Annotated in this window: 20 protein-coding genes and 1 other annotated feature; of the genes, 5 read left to right on the top strand and 15 right to left on the bottom strand. The window is 42.3% G+C overall.

Translation table 11 applies throughout. The features are described from left to right. Positions 1 to 99: 99 nt before the first annotated feature. Genes E2491_RS13390 through E2491_RS13380 form a run of 3 tightly spaced genes read left to right on the top strand, consistent with a single transcriptional unit; the run spans position 100 to position 2,114 of the window. Positions 100 to 1,278 carry an MDR family MFS transporter gene (locus E2491_RS13390; RefSeq protein WP_134376122.1) on the top strand — a complete coding sequence of 393 codons (1,179 nt, stop codon included), beginning with the start codon at positions 100 to 102 and terminating at the stop codon, positions 1,276 to 1,278. Positions 1,279 to 1,295: 17 nt separating this feature from the next. Then, on the top strand, positions 1,296 to 1,613 hold the full coding sequence (locus E2491_RS13385) for a hypothetical protein (RefSeq protein ID WP_134376121.1): 318 nt from the start codon (positions 1,296 to 1,298) through the stop codon (positions 1,611 to 1,613). Positions 1,614 to 1,619: 6 nt separating this feature from the next. Beyond that, complete coding sequence (locus tag E2491_RS13380; RefSeq protein WP_134376120.1) at positions 1,620 to 2,114, top strand: GNAT family N-acetyltransferase; 495 nt, start codon at positions 1,620 to 1,622, stop codon at positions 2,112 to 2,114. A gap of 283 nt (positions 2,115 to 2,397) precedes the next feature. Here E2491_RS13380 and E2491_RS13375 read toward each other — a convergent pair whose 3' ends face one another. From E2491_RS13375 to metG, 5 genes are all read right to left on the bottom strand, one after another. Continuing rightward, positions 2,398 to 2,958 carry a DUF4256 domain-containing protein gene (locus E2491_RS13375; RefSeq protein ID WP_134376250.1) on the bottom strand — a complete coding sequence of 187 codons (561 nt, stop codon included), beginning with the start codon at positions 2,956 to 2,958 and terminating at the stop codon, positions 2,398 to 2,400. Between the two features lie 47 nt (positions 2,959 to 3,005). After that, positions 3,006 to 3,884, bottom strand: a complete 879-nt coding sequence (locus E2491_RS13370) for a hypothetical protein (RefSeq protein WP_134376119.1) — start codon at positions 3,882 to 3,884, stop codon at positions 3,006 to 3,008. Between the two features lie 56 nt (positions 3,885 to 3,940). Further along, the gene (locus tag E2491_RS13365; RefSeq protein ID WP_134376118.1) at positions 3,941 to 4,636 is read right to left on the bottom strand and encodes a hypothetical protein; all 696 of its coding nucleotides are present in this window, start codon (positions 4,634 to 4,636) and stop codon (positions 3,941 to 3,943) included. A gap of 48 nt (positions 4,637 to 4,684) precedes the next feature. Continuing rightward, on the bottom strand, positions 4,685 to 5,059 hold the full coding sequence (locus E2491_RS13360) for a DUF5412 domain-containing protein (RefSeq protein ID WP_134376117.1): 375 nt from the start codon (positions 5,057 to 5,059) through the stop codon (positions 4,685 to 4,687). A gap of 115 nt (positions 5,060 to 5,174) precedes the next feature. After that, a complete protein-coding gene (metG, locus tag E2491_RS13355; RefSeq protein WP_134376116.1) occupies positions 5,175 to 6,797 on the bottom strand; it encodes a methionine--tRNA ligase in 1,623 nt (540 codons plus the stop codon). 45 nt (positions 6,798 to 6,842) lie between these two features. Then, positions 6,843 to 7,082: a binding site (T-box leader), on the bottom strand. Positions 7,083 to 7,218: 136 nt separating this feature from the next. Between metG and E2491_RS13350 the strand changes: the two genes are divergently transcribed. After that, a complete protein-coding gene (locus E2491_RS13350) occupies positions 7,219 to 7,527 on the top strand; it encodes a hypothetical protein (protein ID WP_134376115.1) in 309 nt (102 codons plus the stop codon). A 43-nt stretch (positions 7,528 to 7,570) separates the two neighbouring features. On the opposite strand, the gene E2491_RS17540 is transcribed toward E2491_RS13350, so the two are convergent. The 9 genes from E2491_RS17540 to E2491_RS17745 all read right to left on the bottom strand — a co-directional run bounded on the left by E2491_RS17540 (position 7,571) and on the right by E2491_RS17745 (position 13,813). Continuing rightward, positions 7,571 to 7,714 carry a hypothetical protein gene (locus E2491_RS17540; protein WP_166805886.1) on the bottom strand — a complete coding sequence of 48 codons (144 nt, stop codon included), beginning with the start codon at positions 7,712 to 7,714 and terminating at the stop codon, positions 7,571 to 7,573. Beyond that, on the bottom strand, positions 7,701 to 8,435 hold the full coding sequence (locus E2491_RS13345; protein ID WP_134376114.1) for an ImmA/IrrE family metallo-endopeptidase: 735 nt from the start codon (positions 8,433 to 8,435) through the stop codon (positions 7,701 to 7,703). The genes E2491_RS17540 and E2491_RS13345 overlap by 14 nt, the downstream gene beginning before the upstream one ends. Then, entirely contained in the window at positions 8,432 to 8,770 is a 339-nt protein-coding gene (locus E2491_RS13340; protein ID WP_244093958.1) for a helix-turn-helix domain-containing protein, read from the bottom strand. The genes E2491_RS13345 and E2491_RS13340 overlap by 4 nt, the downstream gene beginning before the upstream one ends. A gap of 94 nt (positions 8,771 to 8,864) precedes the next feature. Further along, positions 8,865 to 8,993: a hypothetical protein gene (locus E2491_RS17750; protein ID WP_256369356.1), complete on the bottom strand. Its 129-nt coding sequence runs from the start codon at positions 8,991 to 8,993 to the stop codon at positions 8,865 to 8,867. A 49-nt stretch (positions 8,994 to 9,042) separates the two neighbouring features. Next, positions 9,043 to 9,876 (bottom strand): DUF5700 domain-containing putative Zn-dependent protease, encoded by an 834-nt coding sequence (locus E2491_RS13335; protein ID WP_134376113.1) that lies wholly within the window; start codon positions 9,874 to 9,876, stop codon positions 9,043 to 9,045. Positions 9,877 to 9,919: 43 nt separating this feature from the next. Then, positions 9,920 to 10,702, bottom strand: a complete 783-nt coding sequence (locus E2491_RS13330) for a phosphotransferase (RefSeq protein WP_371414479.1) — start codon at positions 10,700 to 10,702, stop codon at positions 9,920 to 9,922. Between the two features lie 43 nt (positions 10,703 to 10,745). After that, positions 10,746 to 12,662, bottom strand: a complete 1,917-nt coding sequence (locus E2491_RS13325; protein WP_134376111.1) for an FtsX-like permease family protein — start codon at positions 12,660 to 12,662, stop codon at positions 10,746 to 10,748. Beyond that, a complete protein-coding gene (locus E2491_RS13320; RefSeq protein WP_134376110.1) occupies positions 12,652 to 13,410 on the bottom strand; it encodes an ABC transporter ATP-binding protein in 759 nt (252 codons plus the stop codon). Before E2491_RS13320 ends, E2491_RS13325 begins: the two co-directional genes overlap by 11 nt. 277 nt (positions 13,411 to 13,687) lie before the next feature. Continuing rightward, on the bottom strand, positions 13,688 to 13,813 hold the full coding sequence (locus E2491_RS17745; RefSeq protein WP_256369355.1) for a hypothetical protein: 126 nt from the start codon (positions 13,811 to 13,813) through the stop codon (positions 13,688 to 13,690). Positions 13,814 to 13,964: 151 nt separating this feature from the next. On the opposite strand from E2491_RS17745, the gene E2491_RS13315 reads away from it, so the two are divergent. Then, positions 13,965 to 14,399 (top strand): hypothetical protein, encoded by a 435-nt coding sequence (locus E2491_RS13315; protein ID WP_134376109.1) that lies wholly within the window; start codon positions 13,965 to 13,967, stop codon positions 14,397 to 14,399. A gap of 78 nt (positions 14,400 to 14,477) precedes the next feature. On the opposite strand, the gene E2491_RS13310 is transcribed toward E2491_RS13315, so the two are convergent. Further along, entirely contained in the window at positions 14,478 to 15,119 is a 642-nt protein-coding gene (locus tag E2491_RS13310) for a PepSY domain-containing protein (RefSeq protein WP_134376108.1), read from the bottom strand. Between the last annotated feature and the right edge of the window lie 152 nt (positions 15,120 to 15,271).

Here is a 15,271-nt window from a genome sequence, read left to right as displayed (position 1 = left end):
TATTCCTTTTAGAGGTTGCCTTATGGAAGAGTATACCATACAATCAATGTAACCACTTAAAATAATAGATGGTTACAATTTGTACAGGAGGTATAAAACATGCAGGCAACTGGACAGAGGGTCGTTATCTTTTCAGCTTTCCTATTAAATCTGGCAGGTTTTGCGGTCTTCTCTTTTTTAGCGGTCTATTTGACTTTCAAAATAGGACTTAACGGCTTCGAAACTGGAATCATACTCTCAATTTTGACTTTATCATCACGTGCTTTCCCATTCTTCACAGGACTGTTAGGAGACCGTATAGGCTACAAAACAATGATGACGTCAGGCTTACTTCTTCGCTCTGCAGGTTTTTTAGGATTAGCTCTGTCCGGAAATTTTGAATTCATTGCCCTTTCTTCTTTTCTCATTGGCTTTGGTGCAGCGTGTTACGAACCCTCCGCTCTCGCTTTCTTTTCTGCTCAACAGCATGCAGAAAATAAAAGACGTTCTTTTTTCTATCTAAATATGGGATTGAATGCAGGCGCTGCGGTTGGGCCATTGTTAGGAGGAATGTTGTTTTCAATCAGCCCCACAATCCCATTTGTCATCAGCAGTATCATTTTTTTACTACTTGCCTTTGTTCAAATCAAATTAGTACCCCCGTCAAAACGAACGTTATATTCAGGTTCAATAGCGATTAATTTTAAAAAGATCTTACATAACAAACCATACCTCCTCTTTTGTTTTACGATGATCTTTTACTGGTTTTTATTTGTCCAGCTGACTGTTGTATTTCCTGTGCATATGTACAACATGACGCAAAGTGAGCAATGGGTCAGCTATGTCATTACAGTGAATGCAATAACAGGTATTTCACTAATGCTTTTCGCTAAGAAAGCGTTCGAGTACTTGTCTCCACTTATATTAATTAGGTTTGGCTTTCTCCTTACCTCACTCTCATTTTTTCTGATTATGGCAAACGGAACCCCTTATTGGCTGTTATTCTGCGTAATTATTTTCACAATCGGTGAAACGATGATACTTCCTTCATCAGATTTCGTGATTTCGTTGTTCTCAAAGGGTGAAAATGAGGCAGCCTATTATGGATTTAGCGATTTTTCTTTTGCGATCGGTGCGTCTTTAGGAAGTTTCATTGGAACGTTATTACTTCAGCAGCATGCGGATTCAATCATTCCCTGGCTTCTATTAATGAGTATTGGATTGATCGGATTTGTTTTTAGTTTAAAATACACGAATGAATCTGAGAATCTAAGTGAGAGCGAATTGAGGTATGATTAGAAGAAAAGGGGCATCTCATGAAATCCAAACTCATAGTGGGCTTGGGCAGTCTGATCTTCTCTATTCTTTTTGTTATATGGACAGGTATGACTGGACAAATGATTGAGACTGAGGAAGAGCTGGCAACAGCATTCCCAATGAAGACAGGCCTTCCATTTCATTTTGCAGAGCTCCGTAATCCGTTGATTGACCCCCCTTTACCTCATCGGTATGGAGGAGATTGTTGCTCCATTTTTATCACATCTTGGTCAAACTTTGTTGGATCTATTTTAGTTACATTTATTGTATTAATTGTACTGATCGTTGTTTTAAAACGTTTTCTAAAAGCGAGGTGAATATCAATGCAGACAATCGAATTACGTCCTATTAAACTTACAGATTTCGACGAAGTCCTGCGCTGGAGCAGGGATGAGGCGTTTTGCTCAGCGAATGAATGGCCGGCTTACCGTGACCGGGATGAGTTGTTAAAGTGGTGGGAAACCTGTGTAACGAATGAATCAGAGGATTTTATGCGGTTAGGCATTACCCTTGATGACAGGCTGATTGGCTACGCTGATCTGGCTTGTATTACAGAGCGATCCGCGGAAATAGGGATTGCGATTGGCGACAGCACGCTTTGGGGTCAGGGAATCGGATTTCGTGCTGCTAAGCGATTGATGGATCATGCTTCTGTGACACTTGGAGTGGAGATGTTAAATGCTGAAACCCATGAGCATAATGTGCGCTCGAGAAAGATGTTTGAGCGGCTGGGCTTTGAAGAAGTTGGCCGGCAAGGAGCTGAGGAGTGGGCTGGTAAACGCGGGTCGATGATTGAGTACAGGGTGAATTTGCAGTGAGGTGCTGGCTTGGTATAGTTTGCGTGGCGGAGGCGGTAAGACGAGATTCCTTCACTCACGAAGGTCATTCCATCTTTTGAGATTTTATTTCCTTCGTTTGAAAATTTTATTCCTTCTTTCTGGAAATTAATTCAATCACAAGGGCTACGCTGCCCTTTTTTCCCTTCATTTCACGAACGGATTCCATCTTTCCAGCTGCGTGATTCCTTCATTTCAAAACATGATTCCATCACTTCAGCACCTACCTAAAAAAGCACGAGAACAAGAAGTTCCCGTGCTTTCATCAAACCTTCAACACACCACGAAATCCTCTCGCTGCATAATACGAATCCGCGCCATTATGATAAACGAATACCGTATCGTAGCGGCGATCACAAAAGAGTGCACCGCCAAGATTACGAATCGAATCAGGTGTCTGAACCCAGCTTGATGTTTTCAGATCAAAGCTTCCTAGCTCCTGTAAATGACGGTATTGTTCCTCCGTCAGCATCTCAATCCCGATTTCAGCTGCGAGATCCATCGCATTCGTCTCAGGCTTATTCTTCTTGCGCGCATCCAGTGCTTTCCGATCAAAACACACGCTTCTGCGGCCAGCCGGACTTTCAGGAGAGCAATCAAAAAAGATGAACTCTCCAGTCGACTCATCAACGCCAACCACATCAGGCTCCCCACCCGTCCGTTCCATCTCACCTAGTGACCAGAGCTTGTCCTCATCAGCTTCAATTCTTTTCAGTACATCCGACCAATTCAGATCAGGGTGACGATTCATATGATCTTCAAATCGGACTTTAAGTATATCCAATAATTCCAGACGCTGTTCTGCGGAAACTGATTTATTCTTCATCATGATCCCCTCCTCATTTTAGAGAGTGTAGACTTGGGTTCTGTCCCTTACTCTACACGCCTGCGATACGTTCTTTTGTCCAGATGTTCCCACTCTTTGCACAATTGCTCTTCCTTACAAATCGTCCAAGGATTAAAATACGTTTGACCGTTTTTATTAAAGTAAAGAGAATTTCCGAGGTAAAATGCTGCATGCTGGATAACTTCATTTTCATTTACCCAGACTGATATATCTTCCAGGTCTGGCTTTTCATTAATTACCTGATAGCCTTCAGATTTAATTATCTCTACAAAGTCCTCCTGAGAAAGCCACTGTTGAATAATATCTTCATCAGACGTCATAGCAAAAATAGTTGCAGCCAAACAGTTTCCATGATGCGTGGCGTTAAAGGTATTTGCATATTTAGCTAAATGTAAAGGGCTCTGCTCAGGTAGTGGCTCCGCAGTCCAGCCATCCCAGAGTTGAGCATAATTTGATAGAATTTCAACTTGATTTTCAAAGGAAAAGGATTCCCACAAGCCTCGCTGAACAACCACATAACCAGCATGCAAATGGTGATCCGGTATTGCAGCGGATGACGGGAAAATGTTAGATGGAAAAATCATGCCTTGACGCATTTTTGTTTGAGACGTTAAAAGAATCACCTGCTTTTCCAGCGATAATTGACTCAGCCACTCTGCAGGAGCGATCACCACATAACTGACTTCTTTTGACAAAGCCCAGTACATCAAGCTGTTGTTTAAATCCAACGTGTCGTATTCTCTAGTTTCAAAAAACGCCGTCCGCGTGAAAATCTCTGCACCTGAAAGTTCCTCTTCCAAACCAGCAACCATGTTTTCATCTACAAAGAAAAAATCTTTCTCTGGGATATACCCTTCAACCCACATTTTTAATTGTTCACCAGTTGGTTTTATTTGAATCTCCATTATGCTCTCCTTGCATTGTGCTAACCTTACATTCAACAAACATACAAAAAAATCTTTTAATAACGACCCAATTCCTCTGATTGAAAAGGCAAAAAATGCTCATAAGACGCATCAAACGCTGTAAAGGAAACCGGCTCATCCAAGCCCGGCTGGTTATCGATCAGGTAGGCAATGGCTGTGCCGTAAGCAGCTGAGGCACCTGCTTTCAGATCGTAAGCAAATTCAACTCCGGATCCTCTATTTTCATGGGCAGGGTTGGTCAGTTCATTTTCTTTGCTGAAGTACCCGCTGAAATCCTGTATATCACTCATGCCCCATGATTGACCGTACCATCTGCTGTCCCATGATAACGAAAACCGATCCTCAAACCTAAAAAACGGCATGTCTGACCACTGATAATCGCCCAGCAGCTTAATATGCCGGCTTCCATCCTCCATGCCAAGGTCAATCGCTACGACATTAATGGCTATATCTCCCGTCTCACGATCAGGCATAGGATCATCAAGGTTTCCTTCATCATAAATGACCTGTCCGTTCCGTTTAAAAAACAACAATTTTTCAGCTGCATCCTCATTCGCAATAGATAATTTCGTTTCTTCGTTTAACACACTGATATACTCTTCTTTAAAACCAAGCTCTATTAATCTTTCGTTAATCTCATCATTACTCGACACATCATTTGCAGATGATGCAGTTGGTAAAACGATAAAACAAATCATCACCACAAAAAACAAATAGATTACCTTTCTCATTTTTTCTCCTTTCACTCCCTACACTGTGTAGACTTAGGGTCACTTCCTTCATCTACGGTAATCATATTCCTCACCTGGCACATCAAGCTCAATATTGTTGATCTTGACTGTATCTTCATCCTGCCATTCGATATTTCCCTCGGTTGTTTCATACTGCCAGTAGATGTTTTTCGATCCTTTAAAAGAATTCTCAAATTCAAGAACGCCCAGCACCGCGAAGTCGACGGTAGCTCCACCGTTATTCAGATAGGTTTTAACGGTATATTCGCCGTTTGGTGACGTTTCTTCAGCAATCAACTCACCCGGCTCTAACCGTGCAATACTGAAAAAAGCCCAGTAAATGAAGTATGCGATTAAAATCAGCAGTGTCACAAAAGCAACTAATGAACCAGTTATGTAGGGGTGTTTTTTAATAAATCTCACGCTGCACTATTTCCTATTCTTTTACATCATTGTATCATCCATAAAATGTTACATTCAATGTCCGATTCATTTTTTCAAATAGTACATTCCCTTTCCACAAAAACAGAACACACCTCTACCCCAGCTTCGCACTCTCCTCTTCAATTTGTTTCGTATCGATTCGCTTGTAAAGAGGTTGAACATCGTGAACGTAATCAGGCAGCGATTCTACAACTGACCAGCCTTTTAAAGGTTTCTGCAGCATTTTTTCAATTTTTTCTGATGCAAATGGCAGAAATGGATGTAACAGCTGCGCAAGATTTTGGATGATAAATACACAGTTTGTTAATGTAGACTGAGCGTGACTTCGATCACCTTTCACGTGTATCCACGGCTGCTGTTGATCAAAGTAGCGGTTTGCGTCTCGAATGAAAGCAAAGATCGTCTCCAACGCCTGTTTGATCTCACCTCTTTCAATCAGGACACCGGCTTGATGATAAAGAGCTGCTATTTGGTGATGTAGCGCTGAATCGATCAGATGCCGTTCCACTTTTCCATCAAAAGACTGATCAATAAACTTTAGCGTTCGATTGACGAAATTGGCAAAGGCTCCAAGAAGCTCGCTGTTATGGCTGTAAATAAATTCACGCCATGAAAAATCGGTATCACGCTGTTCCGGCGCATTGATTGTTAGGAAATAGCGAATAGAATCCGGATCATAGGCTTTTAGCAGATCCGGCAGCCAGACAGCCCAGTTACCACTCGTGGAAATTTTCCTTTTTTCAAGCGTCATGTATTCATTTGAAATGATGTGTGTCGGTAGGGCAGGATTGTCAATCCCCATCAAAATCGCAGGCCAGATGATGGAGTGAAATGGAATGTTATCTTTTCCATGAACATAATACGACGTCGTCTGCTCAGACCAAAATTTTGAGGCATCCTCGTTGTTAATCTTTGCCCACTCAAGACTCGCCGTATAGTAACCGGCTACCGCTTCAATCCAGACATAGATTTTTTTGCCCTCAAATCCCGGAATCGGCACATCAATTCCGTTTGGCAAATCACGGGTGACGGCTCTGTCAGGAACACCTTCAGCTAAATACCGTTTGGTCAGCCGAAGCGCATTATCACGCCATGTACTTTCAGCTTTAGATTTAGCTGCATACTGTTCAAGCTTCTGCTGAAACGAACTGAATGAAAAATAAAAATGAACCGTTTCTCTGATCTCAGGTTTTTTTCCACAAAGCTTGCAGCGCTTTTCATTTAAATCCAACGGGTCAAGAATTTGCGAGCAGTGATCACACTGATCGCCACGCGCTTTCGCTCCACAATTCGGACACATCCCTTCAACAAAGCGATCCGGCAAAAAGCGTTCATCGTTCGAACAATAAGCCTGGTCAACTGTCTTTTTGTACAAATGACCCTTCTCCAGCAACTTTAGAAACATTTGTTGTACAACTTCATGATGATGTTTACTATCCGTCCGCGTATATAGATCGTATGTAAAGCCCAGTTGACGGAAAGTTTCCTCAAACTCTTCATGAAACTGATCTGCAATCGCCTCAACCGTCGTTCCTTCATGACTCGCCCGGATAGAAATCGGCGTACCATTACAATCACTTCCTGAAACGTAGAGCACCGGCTTGCCCTTCTGTCTGTAATATCTCGCTAAAATATCCCCCGGTATTAAAGCTGCTATGTGTCCGACATGTAAAGAACCATTTGCATAAGGCCAGGCTCCCCCAACAAAAATACTCATCCCATCTCCTCCTTAAAAATAAAAAAACGCCCTAATCGAAGTATCGATTAGGACGAGTATGCTCGTGTTACCACCTAAATTTACACACAGCTCACACTATGTGCCTCTGTCAGTACGTATTCATACTGCCGCCGTTGTAACGAGTGCTCATCTCGTCGTAGCCTACTTTATTGTTCGGTACGAAGCTCAAAGGCCATTTTCAACAAGGATCATTTGCTTCATTTCCACCATCAGAAGCTCTCTATCAAACTACCTCTTGTCTACTTTCCTTATCAACGCTGTTATCTGGTTAGAAGGAGTTTACCACTTTGGAGAAATATGGGCAATCATTTTTTGAGAAGGTTGTAAGAGAATAAGCTTACAACAACCTTTTTATGGTAAAATCAATTCAACTACAAACTATTCAGATTGGGGTGCTCCAATGCAACTGCCTGTGGATTTTTTGTTCTACCTGTTTTTAGTAATCGCAGGAACCGGCAGCTTTATTTTCGGGAAAAGGACATTAAAAAAGTACGGTTCGCTTGCCGGAGCATTCCTAACTTTTTTAGCAACAGACATTGTGCTGGTCATCGTAATCTTCATCTGGTTTCAATCTGCTGCAGCTGAAGTATTCATGGGCACCATCCCATGGGTATTTAATATGGGTTTAGCGCTGATTCTGTCTCTGCTATTTTTTATTATCGTGTGGTTTTGGATGAGGTGGATGCGTAAGAGGATGGTTGTTCGCTAAGTTTTTAAAAGCAAAAAGCCGACTCTTTTCCTGTCTTTATCTTTTAGACAGACCTTAGAATGACCTGATGGATCAATATATCCTCATATAGATCTGTCAGCCATTCAAAAACATCTGCTGATCGAAAACCTGCTCCGTGAATAAGGACATTGGCATCAACGAACACCTTCCCTTCACGCTTCATCATCCGTTTTCCTATCCAAAACATACGCCTGGTAACGTTCAGCTACCTTTGGTGCAAAGCTAGTTAACTTATTGGCAGCCGTTAATTCGTCCAATTTTTGTTGTTCTACGTATTTTTTAATGATTTTTTCATATGACGAAAAACGCGTATCCCTGCTCGGAAGGTCTAACGCAGATGCAGGAAAGCCTGATTGATCTCGTATTTGCTTCCATTCTTCTTCTTTTCTTTTTAGAAAAGGAACGGAACCAGTTAACTCATTTACTCTGCGAACAACTGACACATATGGAACCTCTGCCATATCCGCAATGTGTAAAATGGCTTCTTCTGCGCTGTACTGTTTTTTGAACTTTTGCCATAAAGTTTTAGTTAACGTAGACGGCATCATGATCGCCGCAGCAAAACGATCTGCTGCTCTTTCATGATCAAATGAGTCGTCCTGTAATGAACTCCCCTCAGTTAAATGCCATAATTCGTGCGCTGCTGTGAAGTATCTTGTTCTCAGCGAATGGAAAGTGTTAAGAGCAACAAACTGCTCACCACTTTTATGCGTGATCGATGCTCCAAAATAAGCTGGATCGTCTACATCCTGATAAATGACATGGACATAATCAGCTAGTAAGCGCTCAATGTGAGATCCTATAAACAAATCATGACTCATTGCCTCATCAAGAAAGCTTGATGCAAATGCCTCCGCTACTTTTTCAGCTTTCATTCGCTCATTCATTTTCTCACCTGCTCTGCCAGTCCGATATAATCTTCAATGGCAAATAGTAAATGCTCAAGATCCCTTTTTGAACGCCGATTTGATGTGCTACCTCTCAGATTGACACTCAAATTTTCATCTTGAACCCCTTCTGAGACCAGCTCCATCACTGAGACATCCATTAAGTCAGCCAGCTGCCTGATGCGTTCAGGCTGAAGCGTACGCTCACCCGACAACATATGACCAACCAATGACTTACTAATCAAAAGCTGATCTGCCAGCCATTGATATGACTTGTTATGATCACTTAACCAGCTTTTCACCTTATCAATCACAACATCATTCGTTCGCATCATATCATCTCCTTAATTGTCTACATTTATAATAACATAAAAGTAGACGTCTACATTATTATATACGAATGTAGAATTTGGGATTTGCACCTAATCTCTACCTCTCTTTATCCTTCAAACGACTAATCATTTCACTGTTTTGCTCTTTAATTTTTTTCAACTTTCCATCCATCGATAGACACGAAATAGCGATCACAACAGCACAAATCGTGATTGTAAAAAGCATATTATCTCCTCATTCCCTTTATTGTATCCACCTGTCTATTGCGCTTTGGTTAAAGCAATCCCCGCAGTTCATCCAACATTTCTTCTTTAAACGTTTCCTTCACCCAAAGCGTCAAAAGTTCTTCAATGGAATACTTTTCAGCAAGTTTCTCCACCACTTTATAGCCAAGGTAATAAGCAAGCCGCGTGAAGCCGAAGTGTGCGCCTCCGTTGATCGAAAACCACTCCTTAAAGATGTCTTCCCCACTTTGCAGATCGTCTAAGAATCTCTCAGCAATCAGAGATTCATTTCCCACCGCAAAGTCCATCCATTCCTGGTCTTTTTCATAAGCGAAATACTCATCAAAGTCCGCCTGTACGACCTGCTTGGACAAATACGTAGCGATTCCCTCCTGCAAAAGCCAGGTGAGCGGGCTCATCCAGTCCACCTTTTCCCAGTCAGTTCCGAACGTGTCATTGTAAATGTGGTGTGCTGCATGACCGAATTCATGTGCAACAATCACCTGTATATGCGTCCGTTCACCAGACAGCTTCTCAAGGCAGAAGCCAACTTCAGGATTGTACTGACGGTATGTAAAAGCATTGCTGCCATATAGACCAACAAACAAATGAACATCCTGCGTGAACCTCACTGGCAACATCGCCTCGTAAGCCTTCGTGATCGAATCAATCTCTTCAAAAAAGATATCCCTCATCGGAAGTATTTCATCTAATTTCTCAGGATGTAGAAGAAGCGCTTTGTGCTTCTTCTCTACAACATTCCGGCAATGCCGTTCAAAATAAAATGCGTACTCCTCTTCATGCTTCTTATAAAAGCGATTCAAATAATCAAGTGTCGATTCATAGTTCTCCACAAAATCAGTTGCTGTATCAATGATTCTCATGGAATTCTCCTTTCAACGTAGACTAAGGGTCTGTCCCTGAACGCTACACCCATTCCACCCCGTGCTCGCGAAGGAACTGGATGTCTGCCTGATAGTGTTTGTCATGGCCTTCGTCGATCATTTTTTGAAAGGCTGGATCACCTTCTGCTGCTTTTCGGTGCATGGTCCTGCATAAGCCTTCTAGTCTGAGGATGACTGTGTTGATGATGTCCTGCTCAGGCTTGTCATTGCCGTATGCCTCATAAAACAATTTGACTCGTTTTTTGATCCGATCTGCGTCTTCTGGCAAGTAGTGAACGGCCTCTCCTGCTTCTGTATGATAAAGACGGCTCAATGGTACACATGTGTAAAGCGCATAGGCCACATCCCATTGCCGCGGACCCGGTCCAGCGTTGTCAAAATCGATCACCCCAACCGGCTTTTCCTGATCAAAAATCAGATTATAGATCGCAAAATCATTGTGGCAAATGATTTCATATGGTTCAGGGGTACAATCAATCGGCTGCCAGGAATCGTCAATTGGAAAATCGCTGACCGCATCATGATATCCCCGCAGCATTCGTGCAATCCCAACAAGTGTCTCGTCTGACCACATATAAGATTTCAAAGGGTAATTTCCCGCTTCACCCTCTATAAAAGTCAATACTTCTCTTCCTTTTTCATCCATACCAAGAAACCTCGGAGCCTGCGTAAATTCCTTTTTCTCAAGATGCCTCAATAATTGATGGACCTTTGAACTCTCCGGCTTCAGTGAACGTCTGACTGTATTGCCAGCACGGTATACGCTTGATACATTGCCGCCTGATAACTTTTCTTCGTGATTCATGTTCATTCTCCTTTCAGTGCAGACTTTGGGTCTGACCCCAAGTCTACATCAGCTCTGTCACCATCCGTTTTCTTGCGTACAGATAAAATACGAGCTGAATGCTTTGGTAAAGCAGGGCGATGATGAGGAAGTAGGTGATGACTTCCGGATTTTGCAAAATGCCACCTATGTCTGTGCTTATCGCGATGATGAAGAGCAGAGCCACGGTGATGCCTGTAATGGATGGGATGAAAAAGATCGGTATGAGTTCTGTTGTGATCGCTTTTTTCATCTCAGGTGTTGTTAATCCGATACGATGTAGATGCTCAAATTTCCGTTTCTCTTTTTCGATGCCTGAAAATAGGTTCAGGTAGAGAATGACGAATGAACCGATGAGAAACAGGACGCTTAGAAAGGCTGTGACGAAAAAGGAGATGCCGTTTGTTTGTTCGTTGATCACGGATGCCTCCATTTTAGAAGAAAGATGAAACAGTTGTTCATGCCGCACGCCATCAATAGGTGACGGATTTCCTTTGTTGGTCAAGTCGAATGATCGCTCCAGGTTCGTGATAGGATCATATGAAGATTCCCAGTCGTTAAGATTCACATAATGTAAAGTGCCCTCTATACCTTTCCGTTTCCCTTTCAACTCATCGTATTCCTGCTGATTGACCAATATAAATTCGCTTCCAAGCTGGTTAAAATCCTGTTCAGTAATCGTTTCAGCCAATTGATAAGGTTCGATGCCTTCTATATCCGGAAATGTTATTGTAAAATCATAGTTCTCTAATGGATCAGATAGCTGTTGATTAATATGATGGACGTATTCATCGTCTTCAAGCTGAACCGAGTCACCAGTCAGCCGACTATATTCTTCAACAGATACTAAATGGTATGTATTCATCCAGCCGGCGATTGGGTCTTGCTGGGCAAAGGTAAAAACGGGCAATCGATCATGGGTCTGTACTTCGTTTCCAAGGACCTCCTGCAAAAGTTCCTGAGGATTATTGCCGTCTGCCTCCAGAAAAGCAAGATCATACGGATGATCATCCTCTACTTTTTGAGCAGCATCCTGATACGTATAGAGGATCATCGTTCCGTATAAGACGGTGATCATGATCATGACTGTAATCAGCATCAGTGTTGATGTCAGTTGCCTGAATTTATAATCAAGGCTGCTTACTGATAAAATATGTTTGTAAAATAATTTCTCATCTCTTTTTATAGCTTGAAGGACAACGTCAGAAAATTGGCTGAGGCAGAAATACAAGCCGCAAAAGGCAAAAATCGTCCAGAGGATCAGGTAATCACCGCCGTTCGGTCCGGTATAGGTTACGTATAAACCTATAATCGACCCTGCAAGAACGGTGACACCGATCCAGCCGAGGAGTGGACTTTGTAAGGCAATGTGTTCAGCTGTCCGGTCACTTTTTAATGAATCGACGAGATTTTTCTTCAGAATCTGGTACAGCGAAGTGCACACTGCCACGGTAAAAACGGCAGCATAAGCATAGATCGTCGCGCTGAACATCTGGCTGTTAAGACCAAAACTTACAGCCTCAATCCCTAAAATTTTCGACATCAAATAGAAAAACATCCGCGAAAACAACACACCTGCCAATAGGCCAGCTACGATTGATAGAATACCTACAAAAAGATTTTCCAGTACGAGAAGCCTGCTCACATCACGATTCGTCATACCAAGTGTGCGGAACAATCCGAATTCAGCTTTTCTGCGTTTAATAAACAACTGGTGAGCCTGGCTGACGAAAAATACGATAAAGACAATCAGTGCAATACCGGGTACTGCCAGCGTATAATTAATGGATTCAAATTGCTTTTCCCTATCAACATCCGCGTTATAAAAGATGCTGGCATACAGAAAAAACAATGCGACTGCAAGGGTGTTGCAAGAAAAATAAAACAGGTATTTTCGAAAATCCGCCTTTACCATTTTCCAAACGATCCGGTTAAAGGGCATGAGTTCGCCCTCCGAAAGCCCTTTGCGCGTCAAGAATTTGTCTTAAGAATGTTTCCCTGTCTCCGCTTCTTTGAATGGTGGAGTGGATGGAGCCATCTTTTAGAAAGACCACTTCCCGGGCATAGCTGGCGGCAAAGACATCGTGTGTCACAAGAATAACTGTCGTCTCCATTTCCCGGACCACCTTTTCAAAACATTCCATAATGGATTCAGAGGACATTGAATCCAGGTTGCCTGTCGGCTCATCAGCCAAAATGATGCCCGGCTCATTCACCATCGCACGGCTCACCGCCGTACGCTGCTGCTGGCCTCCTGAAACTTGATAAGGATAACTGTTTAAAATCGATCCAATACCAAACAGACCGCCAAGCTCCTGAACCTTTTCTTCCATCTCGCCAAGTTCCTTTTTCTCCAGAATCATGGGAAGGATGATATTTTCCTTCACGGTTAAGCTGTCCAGCAGATTAAAATCCTGAAAAACAAATCCAAGCTTTCTTCGGCGAAACAGCGCCAGGTCATCCCCCTTAAGATTTTCAAGTGGTTCACCTGCGATGGTTACTTTGCCGGATGTTGGCTGATCGAGACCTGAAAGTATATTCAGCAATGTCGACTTCCCGCTCCCCGACGGACCCATAATCGCAATAAAATCACCTTTTTCTACTGACAAATTAACCCCATTTAAAGCCGGCGTGGCCGTTTCCTCATTCCCGTATACCTTTGTTAGCTGACTCGCTTCCAGCATCACCATACCAACCTGCCCCCTTTTCAGCCTCTATATGGTTAGAATATCCATAAGGCAGAGAGGAAGCAATTGGAATTGGTAGAATAGTTTGTATTCTTTGTGTACAGTTTCAGACGTTTTTATGTACCTTTAAACGCATAATTTTTTTAAGGTTAAGCCGTATGTGTTGCGACCTAAATGAATCTATTTTTCATCACTGTGACCATTCGTATTGCTTACTTTCAGATAGAAAAAAGCACATTAGCGCTATCCAATGAAAGGATAGCGCTAGTATACATACGTTTTATTTAAAAATTAAAAAAGCCGCAATGATTACAACCACAATAACCCCACCAATTGTCGGTGTGCCGTACAACGCTCTGTTCCAGCCATCATCCGTCTCAATCTTACTTTTCTTCTCCTCGTTCATGAAAACACTTCCTTCCATGAGCTTTCCTGACTTTATTTTACCATTTATTGTTTTAATATGTTTAGTCGAGTTTTCCATTATTTGCATCAGTTATACAAATACGTTACCATTTTGAGAAAGGTTCGGCGTAATCTTAGGAGGGACTTTAAATATGGTGAACCGCTTACTAATGGTTGCGGCTATTTTTTTCGCAATAGTTGCAGCAGGATCAATTTATTATGGTGTTACATCTAATCAAAATGCTAACGAAAAAACAGACCGGATTTTGCAGCGATATGGTGATGAAATTAGTTTTTTAGTGGACCAGGAGGTTACGAATGAACGTGATCGTCTTGTCTTTGAACAAAAAATCAGCACCTATATACGTGCAATGGATGTAGCTTCCAACGAACCAGTGACTGATTTTGCATTAGACGTTCAGGGAAGCGTAGTTGATTTTGAAAATTACCTGATTCAGCCGAATTCGATTTATGATCTGCCGAAAAGCGAAAGAGCTGAAATTGCAGATCTGATTCGTGAACGCTTTATTAAAAAAGACCAGATTGAAACACTGCCAGCTGAAATCAGCAAAATGATGTCAGGTTGAGCAGGAATATGTTTTGCACATCTAAATGGCTCAGAGCTTTTCCGCTCTGAGCCTTATTGTTTTATATAACTGTTACACTTAATCCTCAAGATCCATTTCAAGGATTTCACCTGTTACTGCATCAATTTCAAATTCTGCATCGTCGTCATCGCCGTTACCTGTGTTAATTTCAATCTCGTAGATCATACGGCCGTCATCGTCATCGAATTCAACGCTTTCAAGTGTGCCTGACACTTCTGCCATTGCGATGCTGACTGCTTCTTCCTGAGTGATATATTCTTCGGCCGATGTTCCATTTGAAGCCGTCGCTGAAGCTGTTCCGTTGTCGTCGCCTGACGTGTTATTCGTCTGGTTGTTTTGGCTGTTGTCATCATCACGGTCATCGTCGTCCCCATCATCGTCACGCTCTTCTTTTGCCTTCAGAATTTCTCCCGTTGAAGCGTCCATATCCAAGTCATAATCGATTTCTCCATTATCAATATCAATTTCGTAAATATACCCTCTGAACTGCTTCTCCAGCTCAACACTTTCCACGACACCCTCATACTCTGCCAGCGCTTTTTCCTTCGCCTCATCCACACTGATCAAATCAGACTGCTCTGCCGGCTCCGGATTCACAATCCCCACAGTTCTAAACTGATCCGTCATCGCACCTGCACCTAACGCTCCACCTAAAATGACTGCACTCGCCACTGTTCCGATAATCACTTTCTTATTCATATTTAACGCCTCCTGAAATTTGTTTTTGTTTGTTGTTCTGATTACATCTTACCCAGCCAAGATGAGAAGAAAAGATGAAGAAGATTAGAATTTGATGAGAAAGCAGAGTGTAGAGTTTGGGGTCTGTCCCTGATTCTACAAAACGCAAAAAA

It is taken from the genome of Jeotgalibacillus sp. R-1-5s-1 (assembly GCF_004405105.1).
In the GTDB taxonomy this organism is placed as follows: domain Bacteria; phylum Bacillota; class Bacilli; order Bacillales; family Jeotgalibacillaceae; genus Jeotgalibacillus.
The sequence above is the reverse complement of the archived record's forward strand: the minus strand, read 5'-3'. Positions and strand labels throughout refer to the sequence as shown.

Bases quoted from the DNA above. Each gene is read 5' to 3' on its own strand.
- E2491_RS13380 (WP_134376120.1), top strand. From the start codon at position 1,620: ATGCAGACAATCGAATTACGTCCTATTAAACTTACAGATTTCGACGAA.
- E2491_RS13330 (WP_371414479.1), bottom strand. From the start codon at position 10,702: ATGAATCACGAAGAAAAGTTATCAGGCGGCAATGTATCAAGCGTATAC.
- E2491_RS17540 (WP_166805886.1), bottom strand. From the start codon at position 7,714: ATGATGAAGCGTGAAGGGAAGGTGTTCGTTGATGCCAATGTCCTTATT.
- E2491_RS13335 (WP_134376113.1), bottom strand. From the start codon at position 9,876: ATGAGAATCATTGATACAGCAACTGATTTTGTGGAGAACTATGAATCG.
- E2491_RS13325 (WP_134376111.1), bottom strand. From the start codon at position 12,662: ATGCCCTTTAACCGGATCGTTTGGAAAATGGTAAAGGCGGATTTTCGA.
- E2491_RS13350 (WP_134376115.1), top strand. From the start codon at position 7,219: ATGCAACTGCCTGTGGATTTTTTGTTCTACCTGTTTTTAGTAATCGCA.
- E2491_RS13310 (WP_134376108.1), bottom strand. From the start codon at position 15,119: ATGAATAAGAAAGTGATTATCGGAACAGTGGCGAGTGCAGTCATTTTA.
- E2491_RS13365 (WP_134376118.1), bottom strand. From the start codon at position 4,636: ATGAGAAAGGTAATCTATTTGTTTTTTGTGGTGATGATTTGTTTTATC.
- E2491_RS13315 (WP_134376109.1), top strand. From the start codon at position 13,965: ATGGTGAACCGCTTACTAATGGTTGCGGCTATTTTTTTCGCAATAGTT.
- metG (WP_134376116.1), bottom strand. From the start codon at position 6,797: ATGAGTATTTTTGTTGGGGGAGCCTGGCCTTATGCAAATGGTTCTTTA.
- E2491_RS13370 (WP_134376119.1), bottom strand. From the start codon at position 3,884: ATGGAGATTCAAATAAAACCAACTGGTGAACAATTAAAAATGTGGGTT.
- E2491_RS13340 (WP_244093958.1), bottom strand. From the start codon at position 8,770: ATGATGCGAACGAATGATGTTGTGATTGATAAGGTGAAAAGCTGGTTA.
- E2491_RS13390 (WP_134376122.1), top strand. From the start codon at position 100: ATGCAGGCAACTGGACAGAGGGTCGTTATCTTTTCAGCTTTCCTATTA.
- E2491_RS13320 (WP_134376110.1), bottom strand. From the start codon at position 13,410: ATGGTGATGCTGGAAGCGAGTCAGCTAACAAAGGTATACGGGAATGAG.
- E2491_RS17745 (WP_256369355.1), bottom strand. From the start codon at position 13,813: ATGAACGAGGAGAAGAAAAGTAAGATTGAGACGGATGATGGCTGGAAC.
- E2491_RS13375 (WP_134376250.1), bottom strand. From the start codon at position 2,958: ATGAAGAATAAATCAGTTTCCGCAGAACAGCGTCTGGAATTATTGGAT.
- E2491_RS17750 (WP_256369356.1), bottom strand. From the start codon at position 8,993: ATGCTTTTTACAATCACGATTTGTGCTGTTGTGATCGCTATTTCGTGT.
- E2491_RS13345 (WP_134376114.1), bottom strand. From the start codon at position 8,435: ATGAATGAGCGAATGAAAGCTGAAAAAGTAGCGGAGGCATTTGCATCA.
- E2491_RS13385 (WP_134376121.1), top strand. From the start codon at position 1,296: ATGAAATCCAAACTCATAGTGGGCTTGGGCAGTCTGATCTTCTCTATT.